Origin of the sequence: Leptospira selangorensis, assembly GCF_004769405.1 — a bacterium.
Taxonomy (GTDB): domain Bacteria; phylum Spirochaetota; class Leptospiria; order Leptospirales; family Leptospiraceae; genus Leptospira_B; species Leptospira_B selangorensis.
Genome location: NZ_RQES01000024.1, coordinates 195,096 through 212,368 on the forward strand (window position 1 = coordinate 195,096; position 17,273 = coordinate 212,368).

The 17,273-nt window shown below is 40.5% G+C and carries 15 protein-coding genes; 11 read left to right on the top strand and 4 right to left on the bottom strand.

Going from position 1 to position 17,273, the window contains the following annotated elements:
* Positions 1-3: 3 nt before the first annotated feature.
* Genes kdpA through EHO58_RS18865 form a run of 5 tightly spaced genes read left to right on the top strand, consistent with a single transcriptional unit; the run spans position 4 to position 7,720 of the window.
* On the top strand, positions 4-1,686 hold the full coding sequence (gene kdpA / locus EHO58_RS18845) for a potassium-transporting ATPase subunit KdpA (protein ID WP_135680937.1): 1,683 nt from the start codon (positions 4-6) through the stop codon (positions 1,684-1,686).
* A gap of 11 nt (positions 1,687-1,697) precedes the next feature.
* Positions 1,698-3,788 carry a potassium-transporting ATPase subunit KdpB gene (gene kdpB, locus EHO58_RS18850; protein ID WP_135680938.1) on the top strand — a complete coding sequence of 697 codons (2,091 nt, stop codon included), beginning with the start codon at positions 1,698-1,700 and terminating at the stop codon, positions 3,786-3,788.
* Positions 3,785-4,354, top strand: a complete 570-nt coding sequence (kdpC, locus tag EHO58_RS18855; RefSeq protein WP_135680939.1) for a potassium-transporting ATPase subunit KdpC — start codon at positions 3,785-3,787, stop codon at positions 4,352-4,354. The genes kdpB and kdpC overlap by 4 nt, the downstream gene beginning before the upstream one ends.
* An 8-nt stretch (positions 4,355-4,362) precedes the next feature.
* The gene (locus EHO58_RS18860) at positions 4,363-7,038 is read left to right on the top strand and encodes a sensor histidine kinase (protein ID WP_135680940.1); all 2,676 of its coding nucleotides are present in this window, start codon (positions 4,363-4,365) and stop codon (positions 7,036-7,038) included.
* A 10-nt stretch (positions 7,039-7,048) separates the two neighbouring features.
* Positions 7,049-7,720 carry a response regulator gene (locus EHO58_RS18865; protein WP_135680983.1) on the top strand — a complete coding sequence of 224 codons (672 nt, stop codon included), beginning with the start codon at positions 7,049-7,051 and terminating at the stop codon, positions 7,718-7,720.
* Here the strand turns inward: EHO58_RS18865 and EHO58_RS18870 are convergent.
* From EHO58_RS18870 to EHO58_RS18880, 3 genes are all read right to left on the bottom strand, one after another.
* A complete protein-coding gene (locus EHO58_RS18870; RefSeq protein WP_135680941.1) occupies positions 7,717-9,876 on the bottom strand; it encodes a cation:proton antiporter domain-containing protein in 2,160 nt (719 codons plus the stop codon). The genes EHO58_RS18865 and EHO58_RS18870 overlap by 4 nt on opposite strands.
* Before the next feature lie 77 nt (positions 9,877-9,953).
* Positions 9,954-10,814, bottom strand: a complete 861-nt coding sequence (locus EHO58_RS18875) for a penicillin-binding transpeptidase domain-containing protein (RefSeq protein WP_135680942.1) — start codon at positions 10,812-10,814, stop codon at positions 9,954-9,956.
* On the bottom strand, positions 10,811-11,317 hold the full coding sequence (locus tag EHO58_RS18880; protein WP_135680943.1) for a hypothetical protein: 507 nt from the start codon (positions 11,315-11,317) through the stop codon (positions 10,811-10,813). The genes EHO58_RS18875 and EHO58_RS18880 overlap by 4 nt, the downstream gene beginning before the upstream one ends.
* 194 nt (positions 11,318-11,511) lie before the next feature.
* Here EHO58_RS18880 and EHO58_RS18885 point away from each other — a divergent pair, with 194 nt between their 5' ends.
* The 6 genes from EHO58_RS18885 (at position 11,512) to EHO58_RS18915 (ending at position 16,681) form a co-directional block, all read left to right on the top strand.
* A complete protein-coding gene (locus EHO58_RS18885) occupies positions 11,512-12,663 on the top strand; it encodes a DNA methyltransferase (protein ID WP_208728867.1) in 1,152 nt (383 codons plus the stop codon).
* Between the two features lie 105 nt (positions 12,664-12,768).
* Positions 12,769-13,566 carry a flagellar basal-body rod protein FlgG gene (flgG, locus tag EHO58_RS18895; RefSeq protein WP_008590869.1) on the top strand — a complete coding sequence of 266 codons (798 nt, stop codon included), beginning with the start codon at positions 12,769-12,771 and terminating at the stop codon, positions 13,564-13,566.
* A 5-nt stretch (positions 13,567-13,571) separates the two neighbouring features.
* Positions 13,572-14,480, top strand: a complete 909-nt coding sequence (gene flgA / locus EHO58_RS18900) for a flagellar basal body P-ring formation chaperone FlgA (RefSeq protein WP_135680945.1) — start codon at positions 13,572-13,574, stop codon at positions 14,478-14,480.
* A 1-nt stretch (position 14,481) separates the two neighbouring features.
* Positions 14,482-15,147, top strand: coding sequence for a flagellar basal body L-ring protein FlgH (locus EHO58_RS18905; RefSeq protein ID WP_135680946.1), 666 nt, complete (start codon positions 14,482-14,484; stop codon positions 15,145-15,147).
* Complete coding sequence (locus EHO58_RS18910) at positions 15,144-16,211, top strand: flagellar basal body P-ring protein FlgI (RefSeq protein WP_135680947.1); 1,068 nt, start codon at positions 15,144-15,146, stop codon at positions 16,209-16,211. Before EHO58_RS18905 ends, EHO58_RS18910 begins: the two co-directional genes overlap by 4 nt.
* Complete coding sequence (locus EHO58_RS18915) at positions 16,208-16,681, top strand: rod-binding protein (RefSeq protein ID WP_208728871.1); 474 nt, start codon at positions 16,208-16,210, stop codon at positions 16,679-16,681. The genes EHO58_RS18910 and EHO58_RS18915 overlap by 4 nt, the downstream gene beginning before the upstream one ends.
* Here EHO58_RS18915 and EHO58_RS18920 read toward each other — a convergent pair.
* Positions 16,678-17,259: a TetR/AcrR family transcriptional regulator gene (locus tag EHO58_RS18920; protein WP_135627270.1), complete on the bottom strand. Its 582-nt coding sequence runs from the start codon at positions 17,257-17,259 to the stop codon at positions 16,678-16,680. The genes EHO58_RS18915 and EHO58_RS18920 overlap by 4 nt on opposite strands.
* Positions 17,260-17,273 lie beyond the last annotated feature (14 nt).

A 17,273-nucleotide genomic window follows, 5' to 3' on the forward strand; every position in this document is an offset into this window, starting at 1 on the left:
CCGATGAACGGAAACGACTCGATCTTCTTCTTTTTATATTTTGCGGTTTTATTTCTTCTCTCTCCCTTTTTAGGAATTTATATAGCGGACGTTCTCAAGGGAAAAGTTTCCAAACAATTTAGATTCTTTTCCAGATCGGAGTCTTTTCTATATAAGATTTCCGGAATAAAGGAAGATCAAAATTCGGATTGGAAAGGATATCTTTTTGATATCTGTATTTTTACCCTTTTGGCTTTGGCTGCAGTAGTTTTAGGCCTTCATTTTCAGAATCTTCTTCCTGGAAACCCGGAAGGTAAGTCAGGACTTTCTTGGGATCTGGCTTGGAATACTTCCGTAAGTTTTGTGACGAATACGAATTGGCAGGCTTATTCTGGCGAGGTTTCTCTTTCTTATTTTAGCCAAATGTTACTTTTAGGAGTACAGAATTTTGTAAGCGCCGGGGTCGGGATTGCTGTGCTTGCGGCTATGGCAAGGGGAATGAGCTCTAAGCCGGGCGAATATCCATCCGGGATCGGTAACTTCTATGTTGATCTGACAAGAAGTATATTATATATTCTTTTACCAATTTCACTCTTGGTCTCATTCATTTTGGTTTCCCAAGGTGTAGTCATGGATTTTTCCAAATATGTGGATGCTATTGGGATCGAAGGTCATTCTTTTAAAATACCTCTTGGGCCCGCTGCTTCTCAAATTGCGATCAAACAATTAGGGACGAACGGGGGTGGATTTTTCGGAGTAAATTCTGCTCACCCTTTTGAGAATCCTACCGTATTTTCCAGCTGGATTCAATGTATTTTGATCTTACTTCTTCCTGGGGCATTACCTTTTGCTTATGGAAGATGGGTGGGTTCTTGGAAAGCAGGTCTATCTATCTTTTTCGGAATGACTCTTCTTTTTGTCCTAAGCCTTTCTATATCTCTTTGGTCGGAAAGTAATTTCGCCGGGAATTGGGAAGGGAAAGAAACCAGATTCGGAGTGGCCCAAAGTATCCTTTGGGGAATGGCGACCACGGCGGCTTCTAACGGTTCAGTCAACGCAATGCATGATAGCTTTTCTCCTCTTTCCGGAGGGTTAGCTATTTGGAATATTCTTCTGGGAGAAGTTGTATTCGGTGGTGTGGGGGTTGGGCTTATAGGAATGTTATTCTATGTTGTCCTTACGGTATTTATCGCGGGACTTATGGTAGGAAGGACGCCGGAATATTTAGGTAAGAAGATAGAAGCAAAGGAAGTAAAACTCGCACTTATCGGAGTGTTGGTTCCCGGGCTTTGTATTCTTTTGTTCACTGCATTTTCTCTTCTCTATGAATCGGCTCTTTCTTCTAGAACAAATTTGGGACCTCATGGTCTGACTGAAATTTTATATTCATTTGCTTCCGCTTCCGGGAATAACGGATCTGCGTTCGCCGGTTTGAATGTGAACACTCCATTTTATAATCTTACTCTTTCATTCTGTATGCTTGTTGGAAGATTTGCAGTGATCGTTCCTGCTCTAGGGTTAGGTGGTGCTTTATTGGGGAAAAAGATCGCTCCAAAGGGAGATGGTACGTTCTCGACGGAAAGTCCTCTGTTTGTGTTACTTCTTCTTTCCGTGATCTTTTTGGTAGGAGCTCTAACATTCCTGCCCGTTTTGGTTTTGGGACCGGTGAGTGAACATATTCTTTTACATTCCGGTTCTAAGTTTTAGGATTTAATATTATGAAAAACAAAAATGCTTCTTTTTCCCAAGATCCAAAGTTTTTTCTAAAACCAATTTTGGATTCTTTCGTAAAATTGGATCCAAGAGTTCAATGGAAAAATCCTGTCATGTTCATCGTTTATATAGGAGCAATATTAAGTTCTTATGATCTGATTTTTCATCCTGTAAATTTGAGTTTTGGTCTGCAAATTTCTATCTGGTTATGGGCGACCGTTCTGTTTGCAAATTTTGCGGAGGCGCTGGCAGAAGGTAGGGGAAAGGCAAAGGCTGAATCCTTGAAAAAAACAAGAAAGGAATCCAAGGCAAATAAACTAAACGGAGGTTCTGTTATTATAGTTCCTTCTTCCGAATTAAGGACCGGAGACAAGGTGGTTTGTCAGGCAGGTGATCAGATCCCTGGTGACGGCGAGGTGGTAGAAGGTATCGCTTCTGTAGATGAGTCCGCGATTACAGGGGAATCTGCGCCTGTGATCAGAGAATCCGGTGGAGATAGATCTGCAGTCACCGGAGGTACAAAAGTTTTAAGTGATAAAATTATTGTCCAGATCACAACGGATCCCGGAAAAACCTTTATAGATAAGATGATCTCACTTGTGGAAGGAGCTTCTAGGCAGAAAACTCCGAATGAGATCGCACTCTCCATTCTTCTTTCCGCATTATCTTTGGTATTCTTGGTTGCGATTACTTCTCTTGTTCCCGCCGTATTCTATAGCCAAAGAGAAGGTGGGGGAAATTTAGGACTCTCCGGTTCCTTTCCTGCGTTAGTTGGTCTTTTGGTGTGTTTGATCCCTACTACGATCGGCGGACTTCTGTCTGCGATAGGTATCAGCGGTATGGACAGGTTAATGAGAAGGAATGTAATCGCTAAATCGGGTAGGGCAATAGAAGCAGCCGGAGATATTGACGTTCTTTTATTGGATAAAACAGGGACAATTACCTTGGGAAATAGAATGGCGACCCGATTTGTTCCTGCTCCGGGTATTGTAGAAAAGAAAATAGCGGATGCAGCACAACTTGCTTCTCTCTCGGACGAAACACCGGAAGGGAGATCCATTGTAGTATTAGCGAAAGAAAAATTCGATCTAAGAGGAAGGAACTTATCAGAGTTAGGCGGTAAATTTGTTCCGTTCACCGCTAAAAGTAAAATGAGCGGTGTGGACTTCGATCCTGATGCGGAGGGAAAAACAAGACCAGCAATCAGAAAGGGGGCCTCTGACTCCATCCGAAATTATATTGCAGGTTTAGGCGGAGAATATCCAAAAGAAATTTCTGACATAGTAGATGAGATCGCAAGAGAAGGAGGAACTCCTTTAGTAGTCTCGGAAGGAAGAGAAATTTTAGGAGTCATTCATTTAAAAGACATCGTAAAAGGTGGGATTAAAGAAAGATTCGCAAGGTTAAGACAGATGGGGATTCGGACAGTAATGATCACTGGTGATAATCCTTTAACTGCCGCAGCTATCGCTGCAGAAGCTGGAGTGGATGATTTTATCGCAGAAGCAACTCCGGAAACAAAACTAAAACGTATCCGTGAAGAACAGTCGGGCGGAAAACTTGTAGCGATGATAGGTGACGGAACAAATGACGCGCCTGCTTTAGCCCAAGCGGATGTAGGTGTTGCAATGAATACCGGAACCCAAACTGCAAGAGAGGCGGGGAATATGATCGATCTGGATAGTAATCCTACCAAACTCATAGAAATTGTGGAAATCGGAAAACAACTTCTGATGACAAGAGGTTCTTTGACCACCTTTAGTATCGCAAATGACGTATCTAAATATTTCGTGATCCTGCCTGCTATGTTTGCGGGATTATTTCCGATCGGTGGAATAGGAGCTTTATCTATTTTGAATATTCTAGGTTTTGCAAGTCCTGAATCTGCAGTTTTAAGTGCGGTGATCTTTAATGCTTTGATCCTGGTGTTTTTGGTTCCGCTTGCATTAAAAGGTGTGAGTTATAAGCCTGCAGGTGCGGATTCAGTTCTGGCTCGAAACGTATTTATCTACGGTTTTGGTGGACTGATCCTGCCGTTTTTCGGGATAAAAGGAATAGATCTGATTTTAAGTTTTACTACAAGGGTTTTCGCATGATAAGAGCAATTTTACAATTAGGGCTTTGGACTTTTGTATGCGGGATCTTTTATCCGGTTCTTGTATATGGATTTGCTAAGTTTTCTTTTCCAAAAGTAAGTTCAGGATCTTTGGTTGAAATGGACGGAAAGGTAATCGGTTCTGAATTACTCTCCCAGTCTTTCGAATCACCTGAATATTTTCATTCTAGACCTTCTGCCGTTGGATACGATCCTTCTTCTTCCGGTGCTTCTAATTTTGGCCCTACTAATTCTCAACTTTCTAAAAAGGTCGAGGAAAGAAGATATTACTGGGTTACAAGAGGCGGGACCGAGCCTGTACCTTCCGAACTTTTGTATTCTTCCGGAAGCGGGTTGGATCCTCATTTGAGTCCGGAGGCAGTGAAATATCAAATTCCGTTAATAGCGAAAACAAAAGGAATCCCAGAGGATATATTGGTCCAATTGGTAGAAGAATCCATAGAACCTCCTGAATTGGGATTATTCGGCTCTTCTAAGATCAATATTTTAAAATTGAATCTGAAATTGAGATCTGTTTATATAGAAAAGAATATTCAGAAAAAATAAAATTATCGGTGAGACCTGCAGAAGAAAATAGACCGGATCCGGACGAATTACTTTCTCGGATCGGAGGAGAAGGAGCTAAGACCAGAGGAAAATTAAAAATTTTCTTCGGTATGGCCGCAGGTGTAGGCAAAACTTTCGAAATGCTCCGAGATGCTCAAAAAGCAAAATCGGAAGGAATAGATGTTTGGATCGGTTATTTAGAAACTCATAATAGAAAAGAAACGGAGGCTCAGGCGGAAGGTCTTTCTATAATCCCCAGAAAAAGATCCAAGTACAAGTCTGTTGATTTGGAAGAAATGGATTTAGATACAATTCTAGAAAAAAAACCGGATCTGGTTTTGATAGATGAGCTTGCTCATACGAATGTTCCTGGTTCAAGACATCCTAAAAGATACCAAGACGTTCTGGAAATTTTGGGCCAAGGAATAAACGTTTATTCTACTTTAAATGTGCAACATTTGGAAAGTAGGGCAGGTATAGTGGAGGAAATTTCGGGAGCTCCCGTTTCGGAAAGAGTTCCGGATTCTATTTTAGAAATCGCTGATGAAGTAGAATTGATCGATCTGGTCCCGGATGATCTGATCAAACGTTTGAAAGAAGGTAAGGTTTATCCTTCCGATAAAGTTCCCCAGGCACTTCATTCGTTTTTTAAGATACCGAATTTGACTGCACTTAGGGAACTTTCTCTGAATTTCACTTCTAAACTGGTAGATCGAGAACTTTCTCGTTTGGAGCCGACCAAGGATTCTAAACTATCGGATAAAATTTTAGTGGCAGTATCTTCTTCTCCACAGGCTGCTAATTTGATACGTTATGCAAAACGAATTGCATTTGGATTAAAATGTCCTTGGGTTGCAGTACATGTCGATGACGGAAATGTATTAGATTTTCAGGAGAAGGATCTCCTAAAAGAAAACTTAGGTCTTGCTCGGGAGCTCGGTGCGGAAATACTAAATTTTTCGGATGGAGATCCAGTTCTTGGTATCGTCCGAGCAATCAATCGGACCAAAGCAACTCATGTAGTAATAGGTAGAAGCGGTAAATCCAAACTTTCCAGGATTTTGAAAGGCGGCTCCTTTATAGATAAACTAAGCGAGCAGCCTGGAGATTTTCAGATACTTCTTGCTCCTACTGAAATTGCAAAAGAGAAACCTAAACTTCGATTCGGATTTTTCACCAAAGGAACTAGATCCAAACCTATTCAATATTTTCTATCTTTTCTGGCATTGCTTGGGATCACTTCATTCAATCTTTTATTGAATATTTTTGCAGGTTATTGGTCTATCGGGCTCATATATCTGTTTTTTATAATGTTTGTGTCTTTGTTTGCGGGAAGAGGTCCTGTTTTAGTGACTGCCTCTTTAAGCGCAATCTTTTGGAACTTTCTATTCATCCCTCCTAAATTCACTTTCTATATAGAAAAAGTAGAAGATTGGATGATGTTCGGAACTTATTTTATACTGGCTTTAGTATTAGGAATTCTCACTACAAGATTAAGAGATAGGGAAGAAGCTTTACAAACAGGAGAAGAAGCACTCTCCGGTTTATATAGACTTTCAGTCGCATTGTCTAAGACCCATAGTTTGGACGAAATTGCGTCCGTTGCTGTGGAAACGATAGGTGATACTTTCCAATCTTCCGTTTTGATCCTACTTTCCGATCAGGATTCTTTACTTTCCCGCATTCCTCATCCTAAAAGCGGTTTTAAACCGGACATGAAAGAATCCGCATTGGCAGCTTGGACTTTTCAAAATCGAAAACCTTCCGGAAAAGATACGGATACTGTTCCAATGTCTAAAGGTTTATATCTACCATTACTCACTCCAGGCGGCTGTTTTGGAGTCATTGGATTAGATAGAGAACATAAGGATAGTTTGGAATTGGAAGAAGAAACACTTCTATTTTCCATGCTAAACCAAATCGCCTTGGCTTTGGAAAGAATACAATTATTAGGAATTCGTGCAAACGCAAAGTTAGTGGAGGAATCTGAAAAGTTTTATTCAGCGTTATTCAATTCGGTCAGCCATGATTTTAGGACTCCTTTAACCGTGATTCGTGCTTCTTTGGATCTATTAGAAATAAGTGATGGAAAAAATGAAAAGGAGAAGTCCGACTTATTCTCGGAGATCAGAATTGCATACAAAAAATTGGATCGATTAGTAGGAGACCTTCTGGATATGTCTAGATTGGAATCCGGAAGATTGATGTTGGATCTTCAATGGGAAGATCCTGTCGATCTGATAAATGAAACTGCAAGGATTGCCGAGTATGAAAAAGGAGAGCATACATTATCGGTTCAATCGGATGAAAGTATGCCTTTGGTTCGGATGGACAGAAGATTAATGATCCAAGTGTTGATCCATCTTTTACAGAATGCATTTTTACATACTGAAAAAAATAGCACTGTTATTGTAAGAGCAAGTGTGCCTAAAGATCATCTTCTATTAACTGTAGAGGATAACGGTGTTGGAATTCCTCCGGGACAAGAGGAAAAAATTTTCGAAAAGTTCACTAAAATTTCCGGTTCTATACAAGGAACAGGCCTCGGACTTTCTATCTGTAAAGGGCTAGTAGAAGCCCAAGGTGGAAAGATCTGGGCGGAGAACAAACAAGAAGGTGGAGCCAGGTTTTTGATCCGAATTCCAGTGCTTACTTTTCCTCCTTTGGAGGATTCGATTGTCTAGTCCGATCATTATGATTATAGACGATGAGATCCAGATCCGTCGATTGATCCGAGTCGCTCTTGAAAAAGAAGGTTATAAAGTAGAAGAAGCGATCTCAGTGGATGATGCATTATCAAAAGTTTATATGGTTCGTCCTGATTCCATTATTTTGGATCTGGGTTTGCCGGAAAAAGGTGGAGAAGAATTCTTAAAAAAGATCAGAGAGTCCGGTTCTAAGATCCCAGTATTGGTTTTAAGTGTTAGAGATTCAGAAAAAGATAAAATCTTTTTGTTAGATAGTGGTGCAGACGATTATCTTACCAAACCTTTCGGAGTGGGAGAGTTACTTGCAAGGATTAGAGTATTATTAAGACACTCTTCTCCTGAAAAAACAGATGTTAAAGTAAAGATCGGGCTTTTGGAATTGGATTTTGGGACCAGGAAAGTTTTGAAAGAAGGTAAAGAAGTCCGTCTGACACCTACCGAGTATTCATTTCTAAAATTATTAGCCACTTACCCGGGAAAAATAGTAACTCAAACCCAAATCTTAAAAGAATTATGGGGTCCGAATCAAATGGCAGAATCAGGTTATTTAAGAGTGTATGTAAACCAGATCCGCAAAAAAATAGAAAAAGACCCGAGTAATCCTGAAATTTTGATCACGGAGCCTGGAGTCGGATACTTTTTAAAAACGGATCTTTAATCTTTATAACGTACTAAGAAAAGCCCTGAGCCGTCTGAAAGTTCCCAATTCCTAAATTCGGTCTCTTCTTCCCAGGTTTCTAGATCGCAGATCACTAGGTCCGCTTCGGAGAGTATTTGAGGATTCTCTCCCTTTAGGATCGTGATCTTTTCTTTTTTAAGAAGATTTCTTTCTTTCTGAGAAAATTGAGGTACTTTTCCTCTTGGATCCCAAATAGAAAGTTTGGCTCCTATCTTTTTAGCCATTGCTAAAGCGAAACTTAATAGTTTCACATCTTTATCAGAGTAAACTGCTAAGATAAAACGATCTAGTTCCTTTAATTTTTCTGCGACTAAGATACCCGCGTTTGTTTCCGATTCGGAGAGAAGGGTTCTGATCTTACCGCCTAATACATCATCACTGAACAGTGATTTGGCGCCCCCAGTCAGGAATATATTATAATTTCCCGATTGGATTGTTTTGAGTATATCTCTTGTGACATTATCAGAAGGTTTATATAGAGTGTTCAGTTTGATCCCAAGTTCTTTAGAAAGTTTGAATAAAGGTTCGAAACTTTTTTTCTCGTATTTTTGAGCAGTTTTGCCCGAGATCCAAGAATCCGGAGTGAGGTGAAGTGCGGTTACTTCTTTTGTTTTATTGCCGTTTTGGAATAATCCGGAAGCTAACCTTAGTAGATCCACACCTCTGGAATGTAATGCGAATGCGAGTAGTATACCTTCTTCTCTTTTGTCTTTGACAACCGAGAAAATTCTCTCTATTAAATTCAAACTTGGACCGGTCATGTAAGTTGTGACCAATGCCATAAGCACCATCATAGAGAATATATGAGCAGATAATACGCCTATATCGTAACCGATATTGAGGACAATCAATTCCATGAGTCCTCTCGTGTTCATGAGCGCACCCAAGGATAAGGAATCTTTCCAGTTGTTTCCGGAGGCCCTTGCTGCGATTGCACTTCCAGCAAATTTACCTACAATGGCGACTGTAAGCACCATTGCAAAGTCCCACCATAAATTTCCTTGGTTCAATAATCCGATCTGTGTTCTGATTCCGGTTAACGCGAAGAATAAAGGAAGAAAAATTGCTGTACTTAAGTCTTCTACCTTTTCAGCAAGAAGTGTCCTAAGTTTGGGTTTGTCGGGCATAACAACCCCGGCTAAAAAAGCCCCGAACAATGCGTGTATTCCGATGGATTCTGTAATCCAAGCGGATGCGATCGGAAAAAGTAAAAACAGAGCCACTGCCATTTTGGTGAATGCTTCTCTGTTTGTGAAAATTCCACCCGCTCTATGCATCGCAGGTTGTACGATCTTCCACATTATAATAACGTAAATGATCGCAAGGATTATAGTGAAGAGTGCGGCTAAAAGTCCTCCAGCTTGCACAAGAGCGATCACTACCGCAAGTAAACACCAAGCGGTTAAATCGTCCGAAGCAGCGCAGGTAAGTGCAAGTCCTCCCAATTTTGTTTTGGTAAGTCCTCTTTCCTGAACGATCCGGGCAAGCACGGGAAAGGCAGTGATACTCATACCTATCCCCATAAACAAGGAGAAGGAGAGAAATGTTACCTCAGGAGGTGCTAATGTTTTATAAATAGAAAGTGCTAAGATAGCTCCGAGTAAGAAAGGAAGAAGAATGCTCGCATGAGAGATCAGTATAGCGGAGTCTGCTTGGTTCCTTAGGATCTTTAGATCCAATTCCATTCCGACTACGAACATGAAGAATACCAAACCGATCTGGCTTAATAGTTGTAAGGAGCCTAAGGAAACTTTCGGAAATAGGAATTGATACTGTTCCGGGAATAATAATCCGAATAAGGATGGGCCTAATAATATACCAGCAAGTATCTCTCCGACTACGAATGGTTGTCTTACAAGAACTGCAAGTTTACCCATTACTCTAGTGGCTGCTATTACGACTCCGATCTGTAATAATAGGAGAGGAAGAGGCTCATGGAAACCCTTCCATAGTTTTGCCCCGGCTTTTTTCCAAACGTCTATAGTATCTTCTGCGGACTCGACCGAGGTAGAAGAACTTGCTTCGACGACAGCAACTTTACCTATTTCTAATGACTTGCCTTGTTTCGCTATGAATAGAAAGGCTACTAAAGAAAATACTAATAGGGTAATGTAGAAAATTGCGTTTCGTTTCATCCTTAGAATCAGAAACCCTCGGAATGTTGGAGTTCCTCCATACTATAAAAATGGAAAGAATGAGAAAAGAATAATACTTAGTTTGAAGAAGAGAAATATTTTTCCCAAAACCCTTTTTCTTTTAGATATTCCATGCCGAACTTTGCAGCCTCTAAGGGAGAGAAGGTTTCGGATTCACTCTCGATCCTGGATAAGAATAGATAAGATCTTTTTGGGCCCTTCCAAAAGAACCAATACCAAGAGACTGATCTTCCTTGGGCATACCCGGTTGCAGAATCAGAATAAAAACCGGAGTAGTTCCCGAAGTTACCATCTAATCTATGAGTACCTGTTGGATTTTTGATCTCTCCCGGATTTCTTTCCAGCCCTTCTAATACCGAGTTTAGGTTCTTCTTTCTGACCTCTAACTCCCCGTTGAATAGTTTCCATAAGAATAAATAGAATTCTTCTGCTGTCCAAGAATATCCGCCATCCATCCAAAAGGATCTAGAAGGTTCGAATGGAACGGATATAGGAAGTCCGACAGAAGACAACCATGTCTTAAGTTTAGTAGTGCCGGTATCCGTCCAAATTTTTTGAAAGTACCAAACTGTGGAACTTTCTAAAGAAGACCTCAGATTCTGTTCCTTCTGCCATCTGATATATGGAAATTTGGTTTTGTCCCAAGGAAAATATCCATGAGGATCTTTTAATGTTCCCAGTTCCAATGCCGCGAGAGCAAGCACAGGTTGGAATACATACATAGAAGGGGAGCTTTTTTTACAGTTATCTTCTCCCACTTTCAAAAGTGTACCTTCTTCCATTTCAGCTAGGAATAAGCAGACTTTTCTGTCGGAGAGATTGAGTTCTTCTTTTTGGATGGCCAACGATTCTCTTCCTGTTTTTACCGAGCAGGAGAGAAGAAGGGCCACAAAAGAAAAACGGAATATTCGCCTCATTGGAACCAGGCGTAAATCGTAAGATAAGTGACGAATAGTGAAATCGGTACGTAGAACATCAGAAAAATTTTTCCGATCCTTCTCCAATCCGTAACCGTATATTTTTTTACGAACTCGATCATTTGCTCCCGATTCAGGGAGAATAACTCGCTCGAATCATTCCAACCGAAAATATTTCCTGCAAGTCTGCCTATTATCTCTTCTTTATGAGCTTGTATGGTTTCCCAAGCATCTTCCTTTTCGGAGGGGTTAGTCGAGAGAAGTTGAAGAAAAACTTTAGGAACCAAGAAAACTCTTCCAATCATTAGGCTAGAGACTCTCGTAAATAATCCTAAAAAGAACATTGCTGAGAAGAGTGGATTTTCTCTCTTGAACCAGAATACGATCCCGAGACTTACCACATAAGCTCCGTATCCTATATATAACCCCGCGAGTTCGAATCTTCGATTCGTTTTTTTCTCTTTTAAAAAATCTTCGTAAAGTTGAGCGGATACGGTTTTCATTCTCTTAGCGATCCGACCTTGGACTTCTCTAAAATTACGGATCTGAATGCTACGATTTTTGGATTCGGCAGGGAGACAAGTATTTCTGATCTCACTTCCGCCATTCCTTTCTTATGTCTCAGGCATAATTATAAAAAGCAAAACTGAAAATTGCTCCTTCTTCCGAAAATAAGAAAAAAGAAAAGGCGGAGCGGATGAGCGGCGCAGTTCGTAAAAAAGAAAGAAAGATACTCACCGGTGAATTTTGGACATCTAAACAAAGGCAATCTCATCCAATCCATTATGTGGTTAGTTATAGAGCTTCCTTTAAACCTGAATTGCCTGCCTTCTTCATTGGAAAATATTTGGAGAATCGAAAAGGGATCGTGTTCGATCCTTTCGGTGGAAGAGGGACCACTGCGGTCCAAGCAAACTTAGAAGGTTATGCTGCCATCCATAATGATATCAGTCCAATGTCCTTATTTTTGGCGAAGTCCAGACAAACTGTTCCTTCTATCGAAAAACTGGAAAGAGCTCTCGATTCCCTTAATCTGAGCACAAAAATTAAAGAAGAAAAAGAAGACGAGGGTCTTTTACATTTTTATCATAAAGATACTTTAAAAGAGATCAAGAACCTGAAAAAGGTCCTGGCTGATTCAGATTCTCCTGAACTTAGATATTTGGGCTTGACTGCATTATCCAGGCTTCATGGCCATAGTAATGGTTTCTTTTCTGTATATAGTTTTCCTCAGATCTCTATCCCTCCTTTGGCCCAAAAAAGAAATAATGAGAAGAGGGGAGTTGTCCCTGATTATAGAGAGATCAAACCAAGGATCCTCCAAAAGATGAGAAGAGATTTGAAAGAATCACTTACTCCTTTTTATCATGAGTTTTCTTCCAGAAACGAATACACGAATCATTCCTCCTTGGATCTTTTCGGTTTAGAGGATGATTCAGTGGATCTTGTGGTGACCAGCCCTCCATTTTTGGACAAGGTAAATTACGAAGAGGACAATTGGCTCCGTTATTGGTTCTTAGATATAGAATTGGAGAAGGACCAGAAACCAAGTATTTTCGCGACTCTTGCTGGTTGGTGTGAATTCATCCAGGGAACCTTATCAGAACTTTCCAGAGTGGTAAAACCCGGTGGAACAGTGGTCATGGAAGTAGGGGAAGTTCGAAAAGGTAAAACTGTCTTCAATCTGGACGAATATGTGATCAAATGTGCCGAATCCACAGGACTTGTTTGGGAAAATACATACATCAATGACCAGAAGTTCACGAAACTTGCAAATTGCTGGAATGTTTCGAATAATGAGAAGGGAACGAACTCAAATCGTTGTGTGGTTTTCCGCAATTTGAAGTAGGGCTCTTCTTCCTAAAAACCTGTATTTTGTCTCAAAAATCCCTAATATCCCCTGTGGATTTTTTGGGAATGGCCGATAGGTTAAGGGATCGAGGTATAAACTCAAATGATGCGTTCCCTTTGGACTGCCGCGACCGGAATGATCGCTCAGCAATTTCATATAGATACAATTTCCAACAACTTGGCAAACGTGAATACCACCGGTTTTAAAAAGAACCGCGCGGATTTTGAGGACTTAGTTTACCAACATATGGTTTTGGCAGGAACTCCTGCGACTTCCGTGAGTGAAATTCCTACAGGTGTGAATGTGGGTCACGGGGTGAGAGCGGCTGCTTCTCAGAAATTATTCGAGATCGGTTCCTTTCAGGCTACCGGTAATAAACTGGACCTTGCGATCACAAGCGAGATGGGATTTTTCAAGATCCAAATGCCTGACGGAAGTTTTGCATTCACTCGTGACGGTTCTTATAAGATAGATTCAAACCAACAAGTAGTAACATCCAACGGTTATTTGTTGGAGCCACCTTTAATTTTACCCGAGGGAGCAATCCTAAACACTCTGATGATCTCCGAACAAGGAGAAGTTACGGTTAAAATAGGAGCGGATATCCGTCCTACTGTGATTGGTCAGGTAGAACTTTATCGTTTCGTGAACCCTGCGGGTCTTCAGGCAATCGGTAAAAACTTATTCCAAGAGACTGTCGCTTCCGGTCCTGAAATTCCTGGAACTCCTGGTATGGAAGGCTTCGGGAATGTTCTACAAGGTTTCTTAGAGATGTCTAACGTAAAAATTGTGGAAGAGATGGTGAATATGATCGTGGCTCAAAGAGCCTACGAATCCAACTCTAAGGCTATCCAAACTTCAGATAACATGTTATCTACCGCGATCGGACTGAAACGTTAATTCATATGAGTTTCCGCTTTTACATTTCATTCTGTATCTTAGCCGGATTGTTTTTATCCGGTTCAGGTAAGATAGAAGGAATGGAGGCGGTATATCTACGTGGAAAACTTCTGACCCAAAAAAAAGAAGTCCTACTTTCCGAGATCGCAAAACTTCCCGACGGAATGAAGGATAAGGTTGTATTAAGAAATCTGAATGCACCTACAGTCATTCGCCCTGAGAGCCTAAAGGAAGTTCTGGCCGGTGTTCCAGTTTCAGGAAAGGAAACATTAGTATTACCTTTGGATTCCGAATTGGATCCGGAAGACTTGGAGGAAAGTTTAAAAAAAGAAGTTTCTAAACTTCCTCAAGATAGAGAAGGGGATTTTAAAATTTCTTATTTGAGCGGAGAAAGGTTTGTTCCAAGCCAAGGTGTGGATCTGAAATGGGCAGGTCTTCCTCAGGTCATTCATCCAGGGCAGGTAGTTGCTTCTTTAGATTTTTATTTCGAGAACAGAAAGGTCCATACCCAAAGGATCAAATTTAAATTAGAAAGAAGAACGAACGCACTTTTCGCCAAAAAAGAGATCCGTAAGGGACAAAAGTTACAAGCGGAAGATCTGGAAGAAAGAACCGTTTATATGGAAGAATCTTTTACGGACGGACTTTCCGGTAAGGATATAGGCTCCACTGCACTTAAGGATCTACAAACAGGGGAACTTCTCCGCAAAAAACAATTTAGGTTCTTATTCGATGTACAAAGAGGCGGGGACGTAAATCTAGTTTATACCAAGAGAAACCTGGTAGTAAAATCCAAGACAAAAGCATTAAGTTCAGGTAATATTGGAGAGATAGTGGATGTTTCTTCTCATTCCAAAGAAGGAAAAATATCCGCAAGAGTAGTGGAGAAGGGTACAGTCCTTTTAGAGAATTGATATGATCCGTAGTTTGAAATTTATACTTCCACTTTTATTTTTATCAGGAATGATCGCTCTATTTGCACAGGATCTTTCCCAATGGCAGGATAAAAATCCTTACTCCAGAAGCCAAAATTTGAGAGTGGGAACTACTATATTCGTAAAATTGAAAGAAGGTTTTACGGCGGAATTCGAAATTGAATCCACTGCGGATGAGAATATTACTATCAAAGCAGTTCCTGATAAAAAAGTGATCCCTGATAATCCTACTTATAATACGGACCGCACGATCGTTCGTAAGAATAAAGGAAAGATCAAATCTTTAGGTAAATTAAAAGGAAATCTAACTGCAGTAGTAACAGCGATAGATGCGAATACAGGTCTTTTGACTTTGCAAGGACAACGTTCTTCTACATATAATGGTGAACCTTCTCAAGTTCTTTTGACCGGAAGATTATCTCCCGAGTTTATTTCCAGAGACAATTCCGTGGACGCGGATCGGATTGCAGATTTACAAATCCAGTTTACCGGAAGAATTGAACCTAAAAATTTACAACCTCCTATCACTTTAAAAACGGTCAATAATCCCGACGGAACGGTAACCGTCAAAGCTGAACTTTCAGAAGAAGAAAAACAAAGATATATTCTGGAACAATTGAATCGTTTATTGGGAGAATCTAAATGAAAAGAGTAGTTTTACTTTTTATAATATTCTCCTTATCCCTTTCCGGTGCAGAAGTTCGTTTAAAGGACCTCGCTAAGATAGAAGGGATCAGAGATAATCAGATCACCGGTTATGGTATCGTGGTTGGACTTCCCGGCACTGGAGATTCCAAAACTCCAATGACTACTGAGAGTATGAAAAATTACCTCAAGAACCTGGGAGTGGATGCGAATTTAAAGCCGGAACAAACTAAAAATATCGCCTCCGTATTAATTACTGCTAATATTCCTTCTTATGCTCGAAAAGGGGATAGATTGGACGTGACCGTTTCTTCGATAGGAGATGCAAAGTCTCTGGAAGGAGGAGTGCTTCTTCAATCTCCTTTAAAAACTGCAAATGATAAAATTTATGCAGTGGCAAGCGGAGTTATCTCTTTTGGTGGAAAAGAAAACAGCGCAGGTGGATTAGGAAGGGCGTCCAAAAAAACAGTGGGGATTGTCCACGCAGGTGCAATCGTAGAAACTGAATTAAAAGAAGATTTCTTTTCCAATCAAAGAGTGGTTATCCGTTTAAATAGCCAAGACTTCTCTTTGATGAATAATGTAGTAAACCGTATCAAGGAAACTGTTCCGGAAAAATTCGGATTAAAAGCGGAATCCATCCAGGCTCTAACACCGTCCGAGATCGTGATAGAAGTTGGTGCAGGATTCTCTGCTAAATCTCCAGGACTTCTCAATCTTCTTTCGGATCTGGAAAACATCACTGTAGAATCTAATCCTAAAGCAAAGGTAGTGATTAACGAAAGATCCGGAGTCATCGTAATGGGTGGAAATATCACAATCGATGAAGTGGCGGTCGCTAGATCGGGTTTAAGTCTTTCCGTTGCGGATAAAAACAGAAGACCTACAAGATTGAGCGGAGAAAAACCGCCTACTAAAGAATCTTTCGTGATAGAAGAGGCTACTCAAGTCTCCGACGTGGTGGAAGCATTGAACAAAGTAGGAGCTTCTACAAAAGATATTATCGCAATCTTAGAAGCATTGAAGGCGGCAGGCGCACTTCATGCGGAACTGGAGATACAATAATGATAGATAAAATACAAGACTATCGATCTAAATTGGATCTTACAGAAAGACCGGAAGTCCAAAGGCTTTTACGTGAAGAAAAAAACGTAAAACCAGGTCAAAGTTTCCCGGACCAATTAAGAGAAGAATTTAATAATACTTTATCCGGAAAAATTTCCTCTTCCGAAGTGAGAATGCCTCATAATATTAAAGAGGAAATCGCTGCAGACCCTTATCGCAAAAAGTTATTCGATGCTTCCGGTGAATTTGAATCCATCTTCGTAAAGATGATGTTGAAAGAAATGAAATCCACAGTTCATAAGTCCGGGCTCATAGACGGTGGATACGCGGAAGAAATTTTCGAAGACATGCTTTATGACGAATATTCTAAAAATTTATCGGCGAATTCTTCTTTGGGATTGGCAGAACAGATCTATCAATCTTTATCTTCTAATCTTCCGCCGATCTCCAAACTAGATTCTAAAATTTAATTTCCTTCTTTTTCCCAGGCTCTGGCAAATCCTTTAGTGGAAAGGTTTTTTGCAACTTGAGGGCTTACTCCGAAACTTTTTAATACTAGGGTCATCATTTCCCGGTCGTGAGTGTTGTCCTTTGCGCGACCTTCTAGAATATTACGAATTCCGTAATGTAAAGCCCCAACAAACAAACCGAGTGCCGATTCTTCCGATTCAATTTGAAATTTTCCGGATTTAACTCCGTTCTTTAAATCGTTTCTGGGATAACTTAATAATAAATCGCTCATTCTGGGAGCAACTGCCGCGATCCGAATCAATGCCCAAGCCCAGTCAAAATCTTTTCTGGCTTTTTTGAAGAATAGGATCCCTGCAAGAGCCATTCTTTCCGCGGGATCTTTTAGGTCCTTCATTCCGATTTCAACTTCTTCCGCGAGCCCTTCAATCAATGCAAGAGAGGAAGCTTCGAGTAATTCTTCTTTGGTCTTAAAATAATTATAGAAGGTTCCGTTCGCGACTTCCGCCTCTGCGCTTACCTCTGCAATAGAAGTTTCCGCAGCGTCTTTTTGTGCAAATAAACGTAGTGCGGCTTTCATGATTTGTGCGCGGG